This is a genomic window from Streptococcus vestibularis (assembly GCF_900636445.1).
GTDB lineage: Bacteria > Bacillota > Bacilli > Lactobacillales > Streptococcaceae > Streptococcus > Streptococcus vestibularis.
Genome location: NZ_LR134275.1, coordinates 1,574,133 through 1,591,669 on the forward strand (window position 1 = coordinate 1,574,133; position 17,537 = coordinate 1,591,669).

The following is a 17,537-nucleotide window of genomic DNA, read 5'->3' on the forward strand; positions in this document are numbered from 1 at the left end:
CCGTAGCACCCAAGGAAAGTCTTAAATAAAAAAGAAAAAAACAGAGATGTCTACTAACATCTCTGCTTCATAATAGGATTAGGAGGTTTTATGCTTTTTATTTAGCATCTTTTTCTTTGATAACCAAGACACCATCTTCCATATCAGCTTCTAGGTGTTTAGCATCAAGGTTATCCAAGTGGAAGTCTGTGACTTTGTCACGGATTTGTTGTTCAACCACACGACGGAGTGGACGAACACCCATGACTTCATCGTAACCTTCTTCAGTCATGTATTCTTTAGCAGCTTCGCTAACTGCCAAGTCAATGTCTTTCTTAGAAAGTGTCTTGTTAACTTCAACCAACATAAGGTCTACAATCTTAGAAAGATCTTCTTTGCTCAAGTGTGAGAATTCGATGACAGCATTGAAGCGGTTAAGGAATTCTGGACGGAAGTAAGGTTTCAAACGATCCATGAGTTCTGGTTTATCAGCATCTTCTGTCAAGTTAGCTTCGTAACCAAATCCTGCGTTTGAAGTTGCGATAATCACAGTATTCTTGAAGTTTACAGTGTTACCTTGACCATCTGTCAAACGACCATCGTCCAAAACTTGGAGGAGAAGGGTGATGACTTGAGGGTCAGCCTTTTCAATTTCGTCGAGAAGGACGATTGAGTATGGGTTACGGCGAACACGTTCTGTCAAAGTATTGCTATTGTCATCATAACCAACATAACCAGCTGTTGTACCAATCAATTTAGAAACAGCTGTGCGGTCGCTGTATTCTGACATGTCCAAACGGATGATAGCATCTTTAGTTCCGAACATATCAAGAGCCAATTGTTTAGCCAACTCAGTTTTACCAACACCAGTAGGTCCTACAAAGAGGAAGCTACCGATTGGACGGTTACCTTCGTCAAATCCTGCACGGTTACGACGGATGGCACGTGCCACTGCTTCAACGGCTTTATCTTGACCGATAACCTTAGTTTGCAAACGGTGACCCATATCTTTCAAACGTTCGATATCAGTTGCACCCATTTGTGACACTGGAATACCAGTCATACGTTCTACAGATTCAGCCACATCGTTGACAGTTGCAGTGACTTTAAGGTCTTCTGTATGGTTGGCAATTTTCTTTTCAAGTTCTTCAATACGAACCTTAGCATTTAGAGCTGCTTCGTAGTCTTCTTTGGCAGCTGCAGCTTCTTGTTTAGCTTTTTCTTCTTCAATTTCATGTTCAACAGCATTCACATCAGTCACTGGGTGTTGAGCAGCCAAGTGAGCAGCTGTTACATCGACAAGGTCGATAGCCTTATCTGGTAAGCTACGTTGTGGAATATATTGTACAGAGAAATCTACTGCTGCTTTCAAAACATCATCTGGTAAGATAACATTGTGGTGTTTTTCATAAAGGTCACGGATACCTTGGAGAATCTTGAAGGTATCTTCAGCAGATGGAGCATTAACCTTAACTTCGTTGAAACGACGAGCTAGGGCAGCGTTCTTCAAGATAGTGTTACGGTATTCATCTTGAGTTGTTGCACCAATCACTGTCAATTCACCACGTGAAAGAGCAGGTTTCAAAATATCAGCCAGACCTTTAGATCCTTGACCATCGCCAGTGCTTCCAGCACCAAGAATTTGGTGGATTTCATCGAAGAATAGGATAATATTTCCAGCTTCTTTGACTTCATTTACCAAGTTTTGAATGTTTTCTTCAAAACTACCACGGTATTGAGTACCAGCTTCAAGTCCAGAAATATCAATTGAGATGATTTCTTTGTTCTTGATAGCAGCTGGGACATCACCATTGACGATGGCTTGAGCCAAACCTTCAACTACGGCTGTTTTACCAACCCCAGCGTCCCCGACAAGGACTGGGTTATTTTTTGTACGACGAGCCAAGATTTCGCAAGCTTCTTGGATTTCTTTGTTACGTCCAATAACTGGATCCAATTTACCTTCACGAGCTTCTTCAGTCAAGTTACGACCAAGTTTAGCAAGAATACCATCTTGTTTAGGTCCTTTACCTTGTTGTTGAGTTGGGTTGACTGCTTCACCTTCATTACCAGGCAATTGACCTGTTTGGCGGTAAATAGCAAATTCTTCAGGTGTCACTTCACGACCGTTAATCATGTAGCGACGGTTTTCTGAACGGTAACCACCCATGTTACCCATCAATTGATTGAAAAGATCGTCCATATTGTTAAAGTTGTTGTTCATATAATTACCTCGTTTTGTGTTATCTTGTGAAATTTCTTAAACGTTATTTTTATGTTAATGTATTTTCTGACTTTTACTGACCAAAACCCTAAAAATTTTTAGTAGCTTCAACTACTCTTCTAATAATTTCAGGTTTTGCTCTTGGTAGGAGACTGAGAACTTTCACAGTCTTAAATAAATTATCATTTAGCATAAGAGCCACCTTCTTTCTGTGAATCTCTCAATATAGCTAACTTCCAAGCCTCTTTCAAAACTATGAATAGCTTTTTCAGAAAGAAACTTATACATTAAGGAATCCTTTTTCCTTATAGCTTTATCATATACCTTTCATTTAATCAGGTCAAGAATTTAGTTTTGACTTTTACTGACCTTTTAGATGAAAATTTTTGCAGACTAGCTGCAATCCTTTTTATTGGTATATGGGCTATTGACACAGCCTTCATAAGGATTTCATTTCCTTATGCTTATATTCTACAACATTGGTCAGTAATAGTCAATAGTTTTGTTTGACTTTTTTTGACCTTTGTCATATTTTTGTGCAGCCAAACCAAAATAACTTTATAACCAGTATTTAGGCAAGCACTGCAAGATTTATAAGGAAGCTAAATCCTTATGACACTATCATACACTATTAGTCAGCAAAGGTCAAAGGTTTTGTTTGATCTTTTTTGACCTTTTGGAAAATAATTTACGGAAAGTAAAAAAGCCTACCAGAGGTAGACCTTCTATAAAACTATTTTACTCTAATCGGTACGCGTCCGAAGTTTTGTTCGGAAAGCTCGGGGTTACCTAATTGGTAAACATTATCTGCTTGCTGTGTAAGCAGATCCCAAGGCTCCCTTCCAATACGAGCCACTATATCAACAGACTTTTTCACAGATTTGAGATGAGACTGTCCTTTTTGAGAAAATCCAAGCACATGAACAGCCTGGGGCAAAGGATTATCCACAGCTTCGACCAGGATATAGGTCAAAATACGACGTACTCGTGCTTTTGTATAGCGTTTGGTTGCTACCTTATCCACCAGTTCCTCCACAGAAGACACCTCGCGGATAACAGCTTTTAAACGACTAGCAATCTCTTCGTTAACTTGAAAAATAGTGGTCAAATCAGGGTTTGTAAGAATCTGATAACTCAACAATTGGAAATAATTATCCCAAGAGACCTGTGGAGAAGTCTGAAAAAGCTTGCTATTGGGCATGAACTTATCCACAAAATCGCTATCTTGCTTGTGGAGACGTAGACTCGTCGCTGAGGCGAAAGATACTTCCTTGTCTGAGGAATGATAACCGGCTCCTTGTCTCTGGATAGGATTCAACTTAATGCCCTTACCAGCACAAGCTTTGGCATAGGCTAGCCCTAGGATATGGTTGGGTGTATTGCCAGTGAAATCCACACCAGCAAACTTTTCCCACATTTTTTGTGTCTTTTGTGGATAAGATAAGTCACTCGGTAAATTTTCTACAAAAGCTTCCATATCCTCTGACTTTTCAGCATAGACATCTGCTATTGCCTGGTAATCTAGGACTTCTTCCGTTCCAAAAGTAAGGCTATCAATTCCCAGTCGGGACAAGATATCGACGGCTCCAGCAGCAAAATAATCGGCAGACTGGACTGCCGTCAAGAAAGGCAACTCAACCACGAGATCTGCCCCATTTTCCAAAGCCATCTGAGCTCTAGTCCACTTATCCACAATAGCTGGCTCACCTCGCTGAACAAAGTTCCCAGACATGGCAACGATTTTTACGCCTTCAGCCTGATCCAAGAGATACTTGTGACCGTTATGAAAAGGATTGAACTCAGCAATAATACCTGTAACTGTCATAGGCTCTTACTTTTGGGCCACAAAGAACCAACGGGCACTAGTTTCTGTCGGTTCCTTATCCTCAAAATCGGCGTAAAGTTTGAAGGATTTGAAGCCAGCCTGCTCCAACAAGATATCATAAGTCAAAACCTCATAGGTGCGTTCCTCATGCACCTCATCATGACGGCTAAAGCTTCCATCTTCCTCTTGGACAAAGAAAGTTAATTCATGGACAATAGAATGCGGAGCCGCATCCTCATAGGTATCCCAGAGCATAGCAAAGTCTTCTGCATTTTCATGGTAGGAATAGCCAGGGAAAACCTCATCCGTCTGATAGGTTGAGTGTACATCAAAGATAAAGACGCCATCTTCATTCAGTGCATTATAAACCTCCTTGAAGACGTCCCCAACCTCTACTTCATCCTGCATATAGCAGATAGAATCTGAGTAGCAAGTCACAAAATCATATTTGCCCGCTTGCGATAAATCCAACATGTTGCCTTCGATAAAATCGATTTTCTGCTTGGCGGAAGACGCACGCTTCTGAGCAACCTTCAACATGTCAGCACTCAAATCAAGTCCAGTAACATCAAAACCGGCTTGGGAAAAACGTACAGATTGAATACCAGTCCCACAAGCTAATTCAAGCAATTTCTTTTTATCCTTAGTCTTTGGCAGATGACGGAGGGAAAAATCCGTCCACAAATCGTAAAGGCTGTCATCCATAACAGCGTCGTAGACCGCCGCAAAAGTTTCATAAGTAGCCATAATGATGATACCAAGTCCGTCCGTAATCAAAATGAAAATTAGGAGCTTGGACTTGGAGGAATCTCCAAGACAAAGCTGTCTATTTTCCGACGATTACAGGACGGGTTCAAATCCTTTCTAAGATACAAAGAGCGTCAAAAGCACAGAGAAAATAGGAAACTTTCTGCCGTATCGTTAGATACAAAGAAAGTTTATCTTTTTCTCACAGCTTTTAGTTCGTGTTCAGCTTCAACATTAACCAAACTCGACGCTCTCACCTTTCTAACAATTTTCTTCTAAAATAAGCAAATAAAACCCAGTTGACTACAACTGAGTTCATTATCTTATGCCAAATAGGCTGACACATCCATCATCGGTGCTTCATGCCAGAGTTTTTCAAGGTTATAGTGAGCACGTTCGTCTTCTGTAAAGATGTGAACAACAACGTCGTTCAGGTCCAAAAGAATCCAACCACCCTTGTTGTCACCTTCCATGTGACTAGCATCAAGGCCAGCTTCTTTAACTTTCTCACGGATGTTGTCGGCAATAGCTTCCAACTGACGGCTATTCATTGCACTCAAAATAACAAAGTAATCTGTTAGGCTAGTAAGACCATACAAATCTAGGGCAACAATGTCTTCAGCTCGCTTTTCATCAGCAGCTTTGACAACCAATTCAAGTAATTCTTCTTTCATTTAATCCTCTTTCATTAAAAAATCGTTTTGTAATCTAAGACATCTGCAAAACGTTCATCTCAAATGTTCTCGTAAAAATCATTAATTGTTTCTGCTGGAATGTCGTCTCCATCAAAGGTTGTAACAGTACCTTCGGGAACGACTAGCTTGTAGCCATGTTCGAAAGCAACTTTAACGGATGTATCAACACAATACTCCGTCTGCATACCGCATAAGACTAGTTTCTCAATTCCTTGTTGATCCAAGTATTCCTTTAATCCAGTCTCTTTAAAAATGCTATTGTATCGCTTCTGAAAAACCTTTTCATCAGACTGTCTCTTTAATAGTGGCGATAATTTCCAATCTTCCGAGGTTAGAGCTTCTTCCGTTTCAATATGCTGAATATAGATAATTTCAATCTGCTGTTTTCTAGCCTGATCTTGTAAATAAGAGATTTTCTCTAACAGCTTTTGTGTTTCAAAACCTGTTTCTACTAAGATATTTTGTACATCAATAATAATAAAAGCTGTTTTCACTTACTAATCCTCTTTCAAGCAATGCACAAAAGCATTATAGGTTTCAAGAGTTTGGGGATAAATCGGCAAGGCCTGGTGGGCCAAGTGTTCTACCGTATGGACTGTTTCAAAAGCAACTGCCTTATCCAAGGATTGCTCTGCTACTTGTCTAGCTTCCTCTACCAAAGGGAAATTACGGTTATGCTCAATATAATCAGCCACATAGACAATCTTATCTAGGGTTGACATTTCATGGCTTCCGACAGTATGAATCTCAATACTGCGTAGAATATCAGAATCAGTCAATCCCAAATCTTCTTGGATTTTGTAAATCCCAACCATGCCATGCCAGACATTGTTCCCCCATTTTTTCAATTCAGGATCAAGCTTATATTTATCAATAAGCTCCAAGAATTCCTGATCTGGAAGTTCCTTGGCATAATCATGAAGGAGGCCAGCCAAGCCAGCTTTCTCAGTATCATATTCGTACTTTTCAGCAAGAGTAATAGCAGCTCTCTCAACACCCAGAACATGATTGAAGCGTTTAGGACTCATGACCGCTCGAACTTTTTCAAGGAGTTCTTCACGAGAATAGTCTAAATATTTTTCATAGGTCATTTATAGAGCCCCGCTTTCTTGATGTAGGCAAGTACAGACTGTGGCACCATAAAGTTAGGTGTGCGATCCTTCTTAATGTAGGCTCTGACTGCACTCGAACTAATATCCATAAGGGGCACATCAACCCAAATAACTGGATAAGAGGTTCCAGCCTTATACTTAGGACGCTGAACACCCACAAATTGGACCATCTCGATAAGTTCGTCAATGCGATGCCATGTAGGCAGATAGTCGACCATATCAGCACCAATAATGAAGTAATAATCCGTATCAGGATTGGCCTCTGTCAAAAGCTTCATGGTGTCATAAGTATAACTGATTCCCTTGCGCTCCAACTCGATGGTTTCAATATCCAAACCTTCGATACCGTTAATAGCCAACATGAGCATATTTAGGCGATGCTGTTCATCAATAGTCTCCTTTTTATCGACATGAGGTGGCTCAAACTCAGGCATAAGAAGAACTTCATCAAGGCCTAACTGCTGGCGCACCTGGTCAGCAACAACCAAGTGAGCATTGTGAACAGGGTTGAAATTTCCACCCAAAATTCCCACCTGCTTACGGCCAGTATCTTTGATTTCTTCTTCTAGTTGAACCTTTGTAAATGGGGTTACGAGATCCAGTGCCATTTACGCCTCCTCTTACTCAAACATCATCTAAATAACTGTTCTTTTGCCTTTAAGGTTTCAAAAGTCATCAACTATTTTTGGATGGCTTTAACCTTTGGTGATAACTTACGATTTTCTTTTTTAGCTGATTCTTTGTAGAGAATCAAGATACGTCCAATCTTAAGGACTGTATCACAGCCAATTTCTTCTTCCAAAATTTCAGCAACCTCATAGATGTCTTCCATGGTATTTTGGAGTAGGGTTACTTTGATCAATTCACGGGCATCAAGAGCGTTACGAACGCTAGTTTTGATGTGGTCGTTAAGACCGTTTTTCCCGATTTGTACAATAGGTTTGAGAGTGTGTGCTTCCGATTTGAGGAAGGCACGCTGTTTTGATGTTAATGACATGTTTATTCCTTATAATTACTTTATTAAGTTTAAATAATCGCTTTTCGTACGACGACGCCAACACCTTCTGGTGCCCAGGCGGCAACGATGGTTGGTTGGTCAGCTTTTCCTTGAACACGAATCCAGCCTAATCCTGAGAAGACAATGTCTGTCTTATCTTTGACAGTGAACTCGTGACGAACAAGTTTTGGAAAATTGGCCAATTCCTTAGGCCCAGGAGGCATGAGAAGACTTCCAACATGCTTATCATAGAAGGCATCTGCTCCTTCAAGTTTAGTACGATGAAGCTTCAAGTTATTATCAAAGAAGGCTGTAAAACCTTGTTTATCACCATCAATAAAGTCAAAACGTCCAAGACCTCCTAGGAATAGGGTTTGGCTTGCATTTAACTGATAAGTCTTCGGCTTAATTTCCTTCTTAGGACTAACGTACTTGAGGTCCTTGGCTGACAGATAGTGTGCCATCTGGTGGCGATGAATAATTCCTGGAGTATCAAAAATATAAGTACCATCATCCAGCGGAATCTCAATCTTATCAAGGGTCGTTCCTGGGAAACGAGAGGTAGTGATAATATCTTTATCACCTGTAATTTCCTTGATAATGGCATTGATTAAGGTTGATTTACCAACATTCGTCACACCGACAACATAAACATCACGACCCTTACGGAGTTTTTCAATACGCTGAATCAACTCTTTAATGGCGTGATGATTTTGGGCAGACGTCAACATGACATCCACGGGACGCATCCCTTCTTCATGGGCACGTTCTGTCAACCATTGGGTTACCTTACCATCTTTAACGGATTTAGGTAGGATATCCTTTTTATTTCCGACCAAGAGCACATCATTACCCGAAACAAAGCGTGATAAGCCTGGTATGATTGATCCATTAAAATCAAAAATATCAACGACATTGACAACGAGGGCATCACTGTCTCCAACTTCATGAAGCAATTTTAAAAATTCATCATCTGTGATGTGGACATCCACAATCTCATTGTAATGACGAAGACGGAAACAGCGTTGGCAGTATAACTCACCTGTTTCTTCGGCCTTTTTAATAGAGCTAGCAGGTGTGAAACCTGCTTTTTCTTTATCTTCTGTTTGAATTTGGGCTCCACACCCAATACAAAATAATTCTTCCATTAAATTCCTTTGTTGAAGGTCATTGGACCATATGCTTTTTCAATTTTTTTCCACATGCGACGTTCACGCCAACGGTTAAATTTGGTTACCCAAGCATCTGATTTCACCAAAGGCTTGACCAAAATCGAGCGAATGCCAGCTCTGTGGCTAGCTCTGATGTCAGTCATTAGCTGGTCTCCCACCATAACAACCTCGTCTCGATTAAAGTGGTAACGCTCAATCGCTTCATTAATGCCTTTAGTGAAAGGCTTCATGGCACGACTCACGAAATCCACATGGAAATTGGCAACCGCACGTTCAACACGTTCATGTTTGTTGTTAGAGACCACAACCACCGGAATGTCAGCCTCTGTCATTTCATCTAACCAAGCACGTAGCTCAGGAGTCCCATCAGGGTTGTTCCAAGCAATCAAGGTATTATCCAAATCGACCAAGACAGCACGAATACCGTGTTCACGTAGCTGGTCAGGTTTCAAATCATAAACAGCCTCCACCATAAAATGGGGCCTGTAATCGTCTATACTCATTTTCTCTCCAAAATGTTAGTTTACCTCTTATTCTACCATATTTTTAAGGTTTATGTGTGGGACTTAAGTCCTATTTTTTAAGAACATCAATGACACGACGGTATAGAAAAAGAGCCACAATCACTCAGGCTCCATTCTTATCTTTGAATTTTTTCTTGTTTTTTAAGGGTAACTAAATTCTTAAGCGATATGATGATAACAGCAAGAACAATTAAAAACATTCCAACCACATCAATGACAAAGAAGCGGTCCCCCATAATTAATACGGTCAAAATGACCGACGCTATAGGTTCTACCGAAGCCAAGAGACTCCCTTTGACAGCTCCAACCATGGTTGTCCCCTTAAGAAAAACGGTGTAAGCAAAGACTGTCCCAATGAAGATTAAACCAAAAAGCGCTAAGAGATTTCCCCCAGTCAAAGAAAGCTTATACTTCCAGGCTTGGATAACAATCGGAAAGATTAAACCACCGATCAACAGACCTAAACCAATGACAATCAAACTTCCCCATTTTTCAATAGCCTTAGCAGGCAGTAAGATATAAAGTGCATAGGTCACCGCCGAAAAGAGACCCCAGAACAAGCCCAGAGGTGTAATCGCTAACTCCCTTATCTGACCATGCGTTGCGATGGTAAAGGTTCCCACAATAGCCAAGATAATCGCCACTAGCTCTGCTGCTGTTGGGAACCTACGATATTTTGCACATACAAAAGCCAGGATGATAACTGGGGTGACATACTGCAAGACCGTCGCTGTCCCAGCATTAGTGTATTGAATAGCACTAAGATAGGCGTACTGATTTAGTACCAGACCAAAGAGAGCAAATAAGGCGATACTTACTAAGGTTTTTCTATCTTTAATAGCTTGTACTAATTTGTCTCGCTGCCTAAAAAAGACCGAAGCCGTTAGTAAAATACCGGACAGAAGCAAACGTAAACTCGTCAAAAGATTGACATTAACACCATGAGCCATTAGGTATTGACCAGAAACTCCTGAAAATCCCCAGGCAATTCCTGCTGTCAATACCATCAAGCTCCCTTTTAGTTGTTTAGACATGTGTTTTCCTCGATTATGATAATGATTAATTATTATATCACAGAGTGGATAAGGTAAGCGGTTACCCCATAAAACTTAAACTGTTTTTCTTGAGGAATTTTCAAGCGACCAACCTACAACCCAGCCAAAGACTAAAAGATAATTTTCAAGTACTCCAATAGCATTGACTGAGTGATGATGTTGAAGATAGCTAAGGAAATGATTAGTCCCAATCACAAGGCCTCCAATAATCAAAGCTATCAGCACAGCTCTCAGATAAAACCAATCGTATTTGAGATTCACAGCAAGAAGGATGATTAGAACTGCCACATTCCAGATACCAATCTCCCTCTGCCAACCAACTGAAATGCCGTACCCCAAGTGACTTCCCATATAAGTTGGGAAGAACAGCTGAAAAATAATAGCACCAGTCATGTCCAGGATGACGAGGATAAATAGGACTCTTAAGAATTTGTTCATGGGGGGGGGCTCCTACTTAATAGATGTTTTATTGAATACCATTAGTATAAGAAAAAAGACCTTAACAAAGTTAAGATCTTTAATCATAAATTAAGCTTCTTGTTCCTCTTTCAACAATTTCTTATCGTAAACACGAATGAATGGGAAGTAAACAAGGAAGGCAGCAACTGCACAGACAAGAGCAACTAAGACAGCACGGAGATCTGCTGTTCCTAAGAAGGCTCCGATTCCCACTGGGGTTGGCCATGGAACTTGTGCAATAACAGGATTAATCAAATGCAATGCATTAACAAAGTAGTAAATAGTAGCTGTAACCATTGGAGCTAAGATAAATGGAATCGCTAATGCTGGATTATAGATAATTGGCAACCCAAAAATCAAAGGTTCATTAATGTTGAACAATGCTGGAACAACTGAGGCACGTCCAATCGCTTTAAGTTGCTCTGACTTAGCAGCAAAAGCAATGTAGAGACACAGACCAAGAGTTGCACCTGATCCACCAGCGATAACAAACATGTTAGAGAACTCACCAGCTACAGCATAGTGTCCTCCAGCAGCATTTTCTGCCAAGTTAGCAAGTGCGATAGGGCTAACGAAAGCAAAGATAATGTTAGCACCATGAATTCCTACAATCCAGAGGAGTTGAGTTAAAAGATAAATAATCATTAATCCAATCCATGAGTTAGTTAGGTTACCAACAAACCCAAATGGAATAGCAATAACTTTAAAGATGTCAGTTCCCAACGCCACGAGTGTACCGTTAATAAAGATAACTACAAATGCAACGACGAATCCTGGAATCAAGGCTGTGAATCCGCGAGAAACCCCTTCTGGAACAGCTTCAGGCATTTTAATAACCCAATTACGTTTTACACATGTACGATAAATAAGAACTGTCACAATAGCCATGATAATAGCTGTGAAAATACCAGTAGTACCAAAACGAGTAACGCCATTGCCCATTGCCCAACCGTCAACAACGACTGCACCTTCTTTAAGGCTACCTACAGCTTTCATCATTCCACCGTCAAAAATGATTTGTGGAACTGTCATAATGAACGCCATGAGCGCAAGAAGAGCACCGTTAAGAGGATTCATATTTAGTTCTTCTTCTTCTGCATAGATTTTAGTTAACTCATAAGCAAGTGAGAGAACAAAGTAAAGTGAGAGAGAACCCATAGTAGCATAGTTAGCAACCATGTATAGAGAAGTAAACTTATCAAATGAAGCTGAGAAAATATCAGCTACAATTGGCCAGAATGAGAAGGCTTGTGGCAGAATACTAAATACCAAGAACATTGACCCAACAATAGTAAATGGTACAGCTGCCATCCCTGCTGCCGTGATTGCACGTACAACTTTAAACTGGGCAAGTTTTCCCATTGGTCCCATGACATGATTTTCAAGGAAACCAAATAATCCGTTTTGTTGATCCATAATCGGACCTCCTTAATAATAATTATATATATTTCAATAGCAATCCTTTTAAAAGTTGTTATAAGGTTATAGAACTCTTTTCTAACTGGATAAAGCGTTGATAAGCCTTATCTTTACGTTCATATATTTCTTGAATTCTTTTAAGATTTAGTAAGCAAAGGCCTAAACCTAGTAAAAGAATAACAAAAACGAAGAAACGTGCAGCTTGATTATTTTCAAAAATTGGGAAAAGAGTTGTAAACAGACTTGTCCAAGTTAGAACAAGTAGTCCCACCTGAATAACAGCTTGCGAGCGAACAAACATCTGAGTCACTTTCAAACGTTCATCACGCTTGCCATACAATCGAAACTGCTCAACAGTAGCCAAAATCGCTAATATAATTAACGTAATAGGGAGAACAATAACAAAAGAAGGACGAATAAATTGATTCAAGAGCCAATAAATATTGCCAAAAAAGAAGAGTGCTATTGTATAACGTAGAAGAAGATAGCGATTAAAAAAAGTATTTTTTAACGCTGTCTCCCGACGTTGACGCTCGATTTCTAGTTGTTCTTTTTTTGTCATTGTCTTCCTCCTTGTTTAACTATATCTATTTAGCCAACCTTTCTATGAAGAACTAGCATTTCCTTTGCTACTTCCAATAGAGTCATTGTGGTCATTAAATGATCTTGAGCATGCACCATGATAATTTCAATCTTAATTTCTACACCACTTGCATAGTCTTGTAAAAGTTTTGTTTGTGCATGGTGCGCTTCTAAAATTTCTTCATTTGAATGATCTAACTTAGCTTCTGCTTCGTCAAAACGACCTTCTCTCATATCAGCAAACGCTTCATGGATTTCCGTTCTAGCAGTACCTGAATGAAGAATGATTTCAAAGGCTGCAACCTGTAGTTCTTCTTGATTCATATGAACCTCCTATGTTATTTTTTCAAATATCTTAATAAAATCTTCAAATTTCTTGCAATTAATTAATTGCTCTTGTAAATCTTCATTTTCTGTTAAGGAAACTATTTTCTTCGTCACATCCTTCAATCCATCATTTCCATATAATGATGGTGATAAAAGAAAAACAAGTTGAATATGTGAGCTTTGACTATCCCAAGATACAGGTTCTTGACAGATAGCAACTGAGATCTTCACTTCTTTTCCCAAAGGCCTAATTGGGTGAGGAACTGCAATTTTTTCGGAAAAGACGACTGAGCTTAATTCCTCACGCTGTTTTATTTCATAAAGTAGAGACTGTTCGAAGTCCACTGATTCATCGACAGATAGAGACTCAGCCATTTCTTCCAATAGTCGTGTTTTATCGCCTTTCGTCCACACAAAGAAAGTATCTCGGCTAAAGTATTGTTTACAATTATCGTCTTCAATAGGGGATACTTCTGAACGTTTCCTATTTCTCGAGACTTGCATCTGATTCATAGCATGACGAATCTGAGATATTTCGTCAGATTTAAGAAAGACACTCACCGTAAAAACGGGCATCTGAAAGTAAAGGTTCGATAAATCAACAGCCGATACAATAAAATCAATACCGTCTATTTTTTCTTGGTTCAACTCATAATACCCTATGACATCAACAACATCTATACGATTTCCAAGTTCAGACTCAAGGCGATTTTTAAGCATTTGAGCAGCCCCAAAACCTGTTGCACAAATCGCCAATACTGAAAATTTATGGTTTTCTTTTCGACGTTCGATGGCAGCCAAGAAATGAAGACAGACATAAACTATTTCATCATCAGATATAGTAGCCTGTGAAAAAGCTTCCATATTTGCAAGAATTTCCTTGGTCATGAAGAATACATCACTATAATTTTGTTTAACCTCATCTACCAATGGATTACTAAGATTAATATGACTGACTAAACGTACCTGTAAGGTCATCAAATGGGTTATAAGACTCTCAACAAGTTGAAAATCTGAGGAAAAGTGGTATATATCGTCTAACCCTAAGGTTTCAAAACGTTGGACCAACGAGTCTCTCAGTGCTTCTTTAGAAAACTCTGTTTGGTTGTTTTGGGGTAACTGACTTTTAGCTAACAGATGTAGGGTAATATAATCGATTTCTTGAACTGGAAATTCTTGATTGGTTACCTCACTAACTCTTGAAAGAATCCTCTTAGCAACCCGGCGTTCGATGTCGTTATCTGCCATCTGACAATCTAAGTTCCTAATTTCAAAACCAGACTTGATACGGCCTATTGCTAAAGCTATATGAACAACTAAATTTTGTAAAACAAAATCCGATAACTTTAGATTGGCTTCCTGACATTCTTCTAAAACAATCTTTGCCAATTCCTCTAATGGAAGATTTTGGTCAAAAAAATTTGACTTCACATATGAGTGCAATACTTTAAAAAACTGGTTCTCCAAGAAATAACTCATAATGAAGCGACGTTTGTCTAGTTCTTCACCAGAAACGTAGACACCTTTATTCGCTCTACTTTCTATAGTTAGGTTATACTCAGCTAGCATCTGGCGTATCTTTTTAAAATCATTAGACAAGGTTGAGCGACTAACATATAGCTCCTCAACTAAATCATCAAAATGAACTGGAACCTGTTCAAACAAGAGCTTATTTAAAATGAAAGCTAGCCGATCATCACTTTGGGACATGGAAGATTCTGTATTATAATCATCTCCTAATTCATAAATCAGACGAAAAGTTTGGCAAGCTTCTTGGCTTTCAAAAAACAGTCTATAACCTTGTCCTTGTTTTGATACTAAGCTAACACCTTGAAGGTTTAAGGTTTGATCAATTGATTTTAAGTGATTACGTACAGTCCTATCCGAGCAGGACAAGTATTCAGCAAGCTCTTTACTCGTAACATAACGTTCCCTATGCTTTATCAAGAATTGAAGGATGCTTTTTTCCCTAGTTTTTGACAATCTCATATCCTCCTAAAAATGATATATTCACCTTCTATTATAGGATATTTTCACACCTTTACTTCTTTTTATCGAGCATAAGTTAGATTATGAATCATTTATAATCTAGTCAACAGATAATATTAACTAATATCTATTTTTTACACTATTTATTTAACGAAGATTAGATGTTTTCTACAATTAAATTAGCCATTTTTTCAATTCCCATTGGAATTGGAATGTAAGCTTGAGGTGGAATTTGAACAACTGGTTTTCCGACTTTGGCACCTGCCTCTTCAAACTGTTTAAAATACATTTTTGTTTGAGGACTTACAAGGTATAAATCAAATTCTGATGCTGCAATAGCTTTTCCACCTTCAGTAGCACTAATAGCATCAACCTCAATATCCTGACCTTTCCCTTTTAGAAATTCAGTTGTTTTCTTTGCCATTAGTGATGAAGACATTCCTGCTGCACAAATAATCAATGCTTTTGCCATAAGATTTTCTCCTTTAATCTAATCCCATCAAATTGATACTTGATTGGGCTATTTCTTATTTACACCTTAATTATAGAGTATAGCGCTTACAATTACCATTGCTGATTTTTCCTCAACGATACGGAAAATAATTATTTGTACTTCAATTTATAAATCAAAATAATACCAGATAGTAAAAACGAAACACTATTAGCCAAAATCAAAGGTAAGTCACCAATATGAAATCCATGAGCAAGCCACAAAGCAATACCAATAACCTGCATAACATACATCCCTAAGGCAATTGATTCAGTATCTTTTGTTTTTACCACACGCACAACTTGCGGCAAAAAGGCAAATGTTGTTAAAATTGCTGCAATGCTACCAATCATATCTATTCTCCTATTTAGTAAAGAAGCTGGGCATCTTCCCAGCTTCTTAATACTATTCTACTGTTGCACCATTGGATGCAATAACTTCTTTATACCAATTAAATGATTTTTTCGGTGAGCGTTCATAACTTCCCTGTCCATAATCATCTTTATCCACATAGATAAATCCATAACGTTTCCTCATCTCACCGGTACCAGCTGAAACTAGGTCTATACATCCCCAAGGAGTATATCCCATTAAGTCAACACCATCTTCTACTACGGCTTTTTTCATTTCACGAATATGAGCACCTAGGTAATCAATTCGATAATCATCATGAACCATGCCATCTGCTTCAACTTGGTCTATAGCACCAAAACCATTTTCAACAATAAATAATGGCAAATGATAGTGATCAGTAAACCAGTTTAATGCATAACGTAAGCCCTCGGGGTCAATTTGCCACTCCCACTCAGATGCCTGAACATAATTATTTTTAACCAAATCTTCTGTTTCAAGATAATCAAAATAAGGATTATTCTCACGATGAGAATCGATAGCGAAAGACATATAGTAACTAAATCCAATATAGTCTACTGTTCCTCCAAGTAAATCCTCTTTATCTTGATCTGTAAAATCAACTGAGATTCCTTTACGTTCCCAATACTTGAGAATGTGTTCAGGATATTTACCCAAAACATGTACATCAGTAAAGTAATAACGTTTTTGCATAGCCTTCATAGCCATTAAAATATCTTTAGGATTACAAGTTGCAGGATAAATAGGACACATCGCAATCATACAACCAATTTGAAAATCTGGATTGATTTCATGACCAATTTTTACTGCTCGAGCAGAAGCCACTAACTCATAGTGTGCTGCTTGATACATAATAGCTTCTCGGTCGTCACCTTCCTCATATACAATACCAGAGTTCGTAAATGGTGCAAAATCTTCCTGGTAATTGGCCTGATTGTTGATTTCATTAAAGGTCATCCAGTATTTAACTTTATCTTTATAACGTTTGAATACGACTTCCGCAAAGTGAACAAAGAAATCAATCAATTTTCGATTTTTCCACCCACCGTATTCTGTAACCAAATGATAAGGCATCTCAAAATGAGATAACGTAATTACAGGTTCAATTCCATACTTCAAGCACTCATCAAAAAGATCATCATAAAATTGCAAACCTTCTTCATTGGGCTCTAACTCATCACCTTTGGGGAAAATACGTGTCCAGGCAATCGATGTTCGGAAGCACTTAAATCCCATTTCAGCAAAAAGTGCAATATCTCCTTTATAACGATGGTAAAAATCTATAGCCTCATGGTTTGGATAATATTTACCTTCCAAAACGCCCGGGGTAATTTCACGGGCAACTCCATGACGACCAGCAGTCATCACATCAGCAACACTGATTCCTTTACCACCTTCTTGCCATCCACCTTCAAGTTGATGAGCAGCAACAGCACCGCCCCACAAAAATCCATCTTTAAAAGTAGTCATCATTTTTCCTCCTGACTTTGATACTTCTATTATAAACTCCATAAGCATCAATGAAAACGCATTCTTTTTCCATAATACTACGGAAAGCAATAGGTCATC

General features: G+C 38.8%; 19 protein-coding genes. All 19 read right to left on the bottom strand.

Features of this window, described 5'->3' with window-relative positions; genetic code table 11:
* Positions 1–97: 97 nt before the first annotated feature.
* Positions 98–2,203, bottom strand: coding sequence for an AAA family ATPase (locus EL076_RS07925; protein ID WP_070850081.1), 2,106 nt, complete (start codon positions 2,201–2,203; stop codon positions 98–100).
* A gap of 733 nt (positions 2,204–2,936) precedes the next feature.
* Positions 2,937–4,028 carry a nucleotidyltransferase gene (locus EL076_RS07930; protein ID WP_003096290.1) on the bottom strand — a complete coding sequence of 364 codons (1,092 nt, stop codon included), beginning with the start codon at positions 4,026–4,028 and terminating at the stop codon, positions 2,937–2,939.
* Positions 4,029–4,034: 6 nt separating this feature from the next.
* On the bottom strand, positions 4,035–4,775 hold the full coding sequence (locus tag EL076_RS07935) for a class I SAM-dependent DNA methyltransferase (RefSeq protein WP_003094394.1): 741 nt from the start codon (positions 4,773–4,775) through the stop codon (positions 4,035–4,037).
* A gap of 323 nt (positions 4,776–5,098) precedes the next feature.
* The gene (gene rsfS / locus EL076_RS07940; RefSeq protein ID WP_003093907.1) at positions 5,099–5,449 is read right to left on the bottom strand and encodes a ribosome silencing factor; all 351 of its coding nucleotides are present in this window, start codon (positions 5,447–5,449) and stop codon (positions 5,099–5,101) included.
* A 59-nt stretch (positions 5,450–5,508) separates the two neighbouring features.
* Entirely contained in the window at positions 5,509–5,964 is a 456-nt protein-coding gene (locus EL076_RS07945) for a cysteine hydrolase family protein (protein WP_003096285.1), read from the bottom strand.
* 3 nt (positions 5,965–5,967) lie between these two features.
* Positions 5,968–6,561, bottom strand: a complete 594-nt coding sequence (yqeK, locus tag EL076_RS07950) for a bis(5'-nucleosyl)-tetraphosphatase (symmetrical) YqeK (RefSeq protein ID WP_003093370.1) — start codon at positions 6,559–6,561, stop codon at positions 5,968–5,970.
* On the bottom strand, positions 6,558–7,190 hold the full coding sequence (locus EL076_RS07955) for a nicotinate-nucleotide adenylyltransferase (RefSeq protein ID WP_003094587.1): 633 nt from the start codon (positions 7,188–7,190) through the stop codon (positions 6,558–6,560). The genes yqeK and EL076_RS07955 overlap by 4 nt, the downstream gene beginning before the upstream one ends.
* Positions 7,191–7,261: 71 nt before the next feature.
* Positions 7,262–7,579, bottom strand: a complete 318-nt coding sequence (yhbY, locus tag EL076_RS07960) for a ribosome assembly RNA-binding protein YhbY (protein WP_003094895.1) — start codon at positions 7,577–7,579, stop codon at positions 7,262–7,264.
* A gap of 29 nt (positions 7,580–7,608) precedes the next feature.
* The gene (yqeH, locus tag EL076_RS07965) at positions 7,609–8,727 is read right to left on the bottom strand and encodes a ribosome biogenesis GTPase YqeH (RefSeq protein WP_048787812.1); all 1,119 of its coding nucleotides are present in this window, start codon (positions 8,725–8,727) and stop codon (positions 7,609–7,611) included.
* On the bottom strand, positions 8,727–9,254 hold the full coding sequence (locus EL076_RS07970; protein ID WP_003094053.1) for a YqeG family HAD IIIA-type phosphatase: 528 nt from the start codon (positions 9,252–9,254) through the stop codon (positions 8,727–8,729). The genes yqeH and EL076_RS07970 overlap by 1 nt, the downstream gene beginning before the upstream one ends.
* 137 nt (positions 9,255–9,391) lie before the next feature.
* A complete protein-coding gene (locus tag EL076_RS07975) occupies positions 9,392–10,309 on the bottom strand; it encodes a DMT family transporter (protein WP_048787813.1) in 918 nt (305 codons plus the stop codon).
* A gap of 75 nt (positions 10,310–10,384) precedes the next feature.
* On the bottom strand, positions 10,385–10,768 hold the full coding sequence (locus tag EL076_RS07980; RefSeq protein ID WP_048787814.1) for a hypothetical protein: 384 nt from the start codon (positions 10,766–10,768) through the stop codon (positions 10,385–10,387).
* A gap of 90 nt (positions 10,769–10,858) precedes the next feature.
* Positions 10,859–12,205: a PTS cellobiose transporter subunit IIC gene (gene celB / locus EL076_RS07985; protein WP_003096274.1), complete on the bottom strand. Its 1,347-nt coding sequence runs from the start codon at positions 12,203–12,205 to the stop codon at positions 10,859–10,861.
* A gap of 58 nt (positions 12,206–12,263) precedes the next feature.
* On the bottom strand, positions 12,264–12,770 hold the full coding sequence (locus EL076_RS07990; RefSeq protein WP_003096271.1) for a hypothetical protein: 507 nt from the start codon (positions 12,768–12,770) through the stop codon (positions 12,264–12,266).
* A 29-nt stretch (positions 12,771–12,799) separates the two neighbouring features.
* Positions 12,800–13,114 (bottom strand): PTS cellobiose transporter subunit IIA, encoded by a 315-nt coding sequence (locus tag EL076_RS07995; RefSeq protein WP_003096270.1) that lies wholly within the window; start codon positions 13,112–13,114, stop codon positions 12,800–12,802.
* Positions 13,115–13,123: 9 nt separating this feature from the next.
* A complete protein-coding gene (locus EL076_RS08000) occupies positions 13,124–15,100 on the bottom strand; it encodes a BglG family transcription antiterminator (RefSeq protein ID WP_126429958.1) in 1,977 nt (658 codons plus the stop codon).
* Positions 15,101–15,263: 163 nt separating this feature from the next.
* Positions 15,264–15,578, bottom strand: a complete 315-nt coding sequence (locus EL076_RS08005) for a PTS cellobiose transporter subunit IIB (RefSeq protein ID WP_003096262.1) — start codon at positions 15,576–15,578, stop codon at positions 15,264–15,266.
* Between the two features lie 131 nt (positions 15,579–15,709).
* Positions 15,710–15,949, bottom strand: coding sequence for a SemiSWEET transporter (locus EL076_RS08010; RefSeq protein WP_003096261.1), 240 nt, complete (start codon positions 15,947–15,949; stop codon positions 15,710–15,712).
* Between the two features lie 52 nt (positions 15,950–16,001).
* Positions 16,002–17,438 carry a 6-phospho-beta-glucosidase gene (locus EL076_RS08015; protein ID WP_037621322.1) on the bottom strand — a complete coding sequence of 479 codons (1,437 nt, stop codon included), beginning with the start codon at positions 17,436–17,438 and terminating at the stop codon, positions 16,002–16,004.
* Positions 17,439–17,537: the final 99 nt, after the last annotated feature.

Coding starts and splice junctions, on each gene's coding strand:
- EL076_RS07925 (WP_070850081.1), bottom strand. CDS start 2,203: ATGAACAACAACTTTAACAATATGGACGATCTTTTCAATCAATTGATG.
- EL076_RS07930 (WP_003096290.1), bottom strand. CDS start 4,028: ATGACAGTTACAGGTATTATTGCTGAGTTCAATCCTTTTCATAACGGT.
- EL076_RS07935 (WP_003094394.1), bottom strand. CDS start 4,775: ATGGCTACTTATGAAACTTTTGCGGCGGTCTACGACGCTGTTATGGAT.
- rsfS (WP_003093907.1), bottom strand. CDS start 5,449: ATGAAAGAAGAATTACTTGAATTGGTTGTCAAAGCTGCTGATGAAAAG.
- yqeK (WP_003093370.1), bottom strand. CDS start 6,561: ATGACCTATGAAAAATATTTAGACTATTCTCGTGAAGAACTCCTTGAA.
- EL076_RS07955 (WP_003094587.1), bottom strand. CDS start 7,190: ATGGCACTGGATCTCGTAACCCCATTTACAAAGGTTCAACTAGAAGAA.
- yhbY (WP_003094895.1), bottom strand. CDS start 7,579: ATGTCATTAACATCAAAACAGCGTGCCTTCCTCAAATCGGAAGCACAC.
- yqeH (WP_048787812.1), bottom strand. CDS start 8,727: ATGGAAGAATTATTTTGTATTGGGTGTGGAGCCCAAATTCAAACAGAA.
- EL076_RS07970 (WP_003094053.1), bottom strand. CDS start 9,254: ATGAGTATAGACGATTACAGGCCCCATTTTATGGTGGAGGCTGTTTAT.
- EL076_RS07975 (WP_048787813.1), bottom strand. CDS start 10,309: ATGTCTAAACAACTAAAAGGGAGCTTGATGGTATTGACAGCAGGAATT.
- EL076_RS07980 (WP_048787814.1), bottom strand. CDS start 10,768: ATGAACAAATTCTTAAGAGTCCTATTTATCCTCGTCATCCTGGACATG.
- celB (WP_003096274.1), bottom strand. CDS start 12,205: ATGGATCAACAAAACGGATTATTTGGTTTCCTTGAAAATCATGTCATG.
- EL076_RS07990 (WP_003096271.1), bottom strand. CDS start 12,770: ATGACAAAAAAAGAACAACTAGAAATCGAGCGTCAACGTCGGGAGACA.
- EL076_RS07995 (WP_003096270.1), bottom strand. CDS start 13,114: ATGAATCAAGAAGAACTACAGGTTGCAGCCTTTGAAATCATTCTTCAT.
- EL076_RS08005 (WP_003096262.1), bottom strand. CDS start 15,578: ATGGCAAAAGCATTGATTATTTGTGCAGCAGGAATGTCTTCATCACTA.
- EL076_RS08010 (WP_003096261.1), bottom strand. CDS start 15,949: ATGATTGGTAGCATTGCAGCAATTTTAACAACATTTGCCTTTTTGCCG.
- EL076_RS08015 (WP_037621322.1), bottom strand. CDS start 17,438: ATGACTACTTTTAAAGATGGATTTTTGTGGGGCGGTGCTGTTGCTGCT.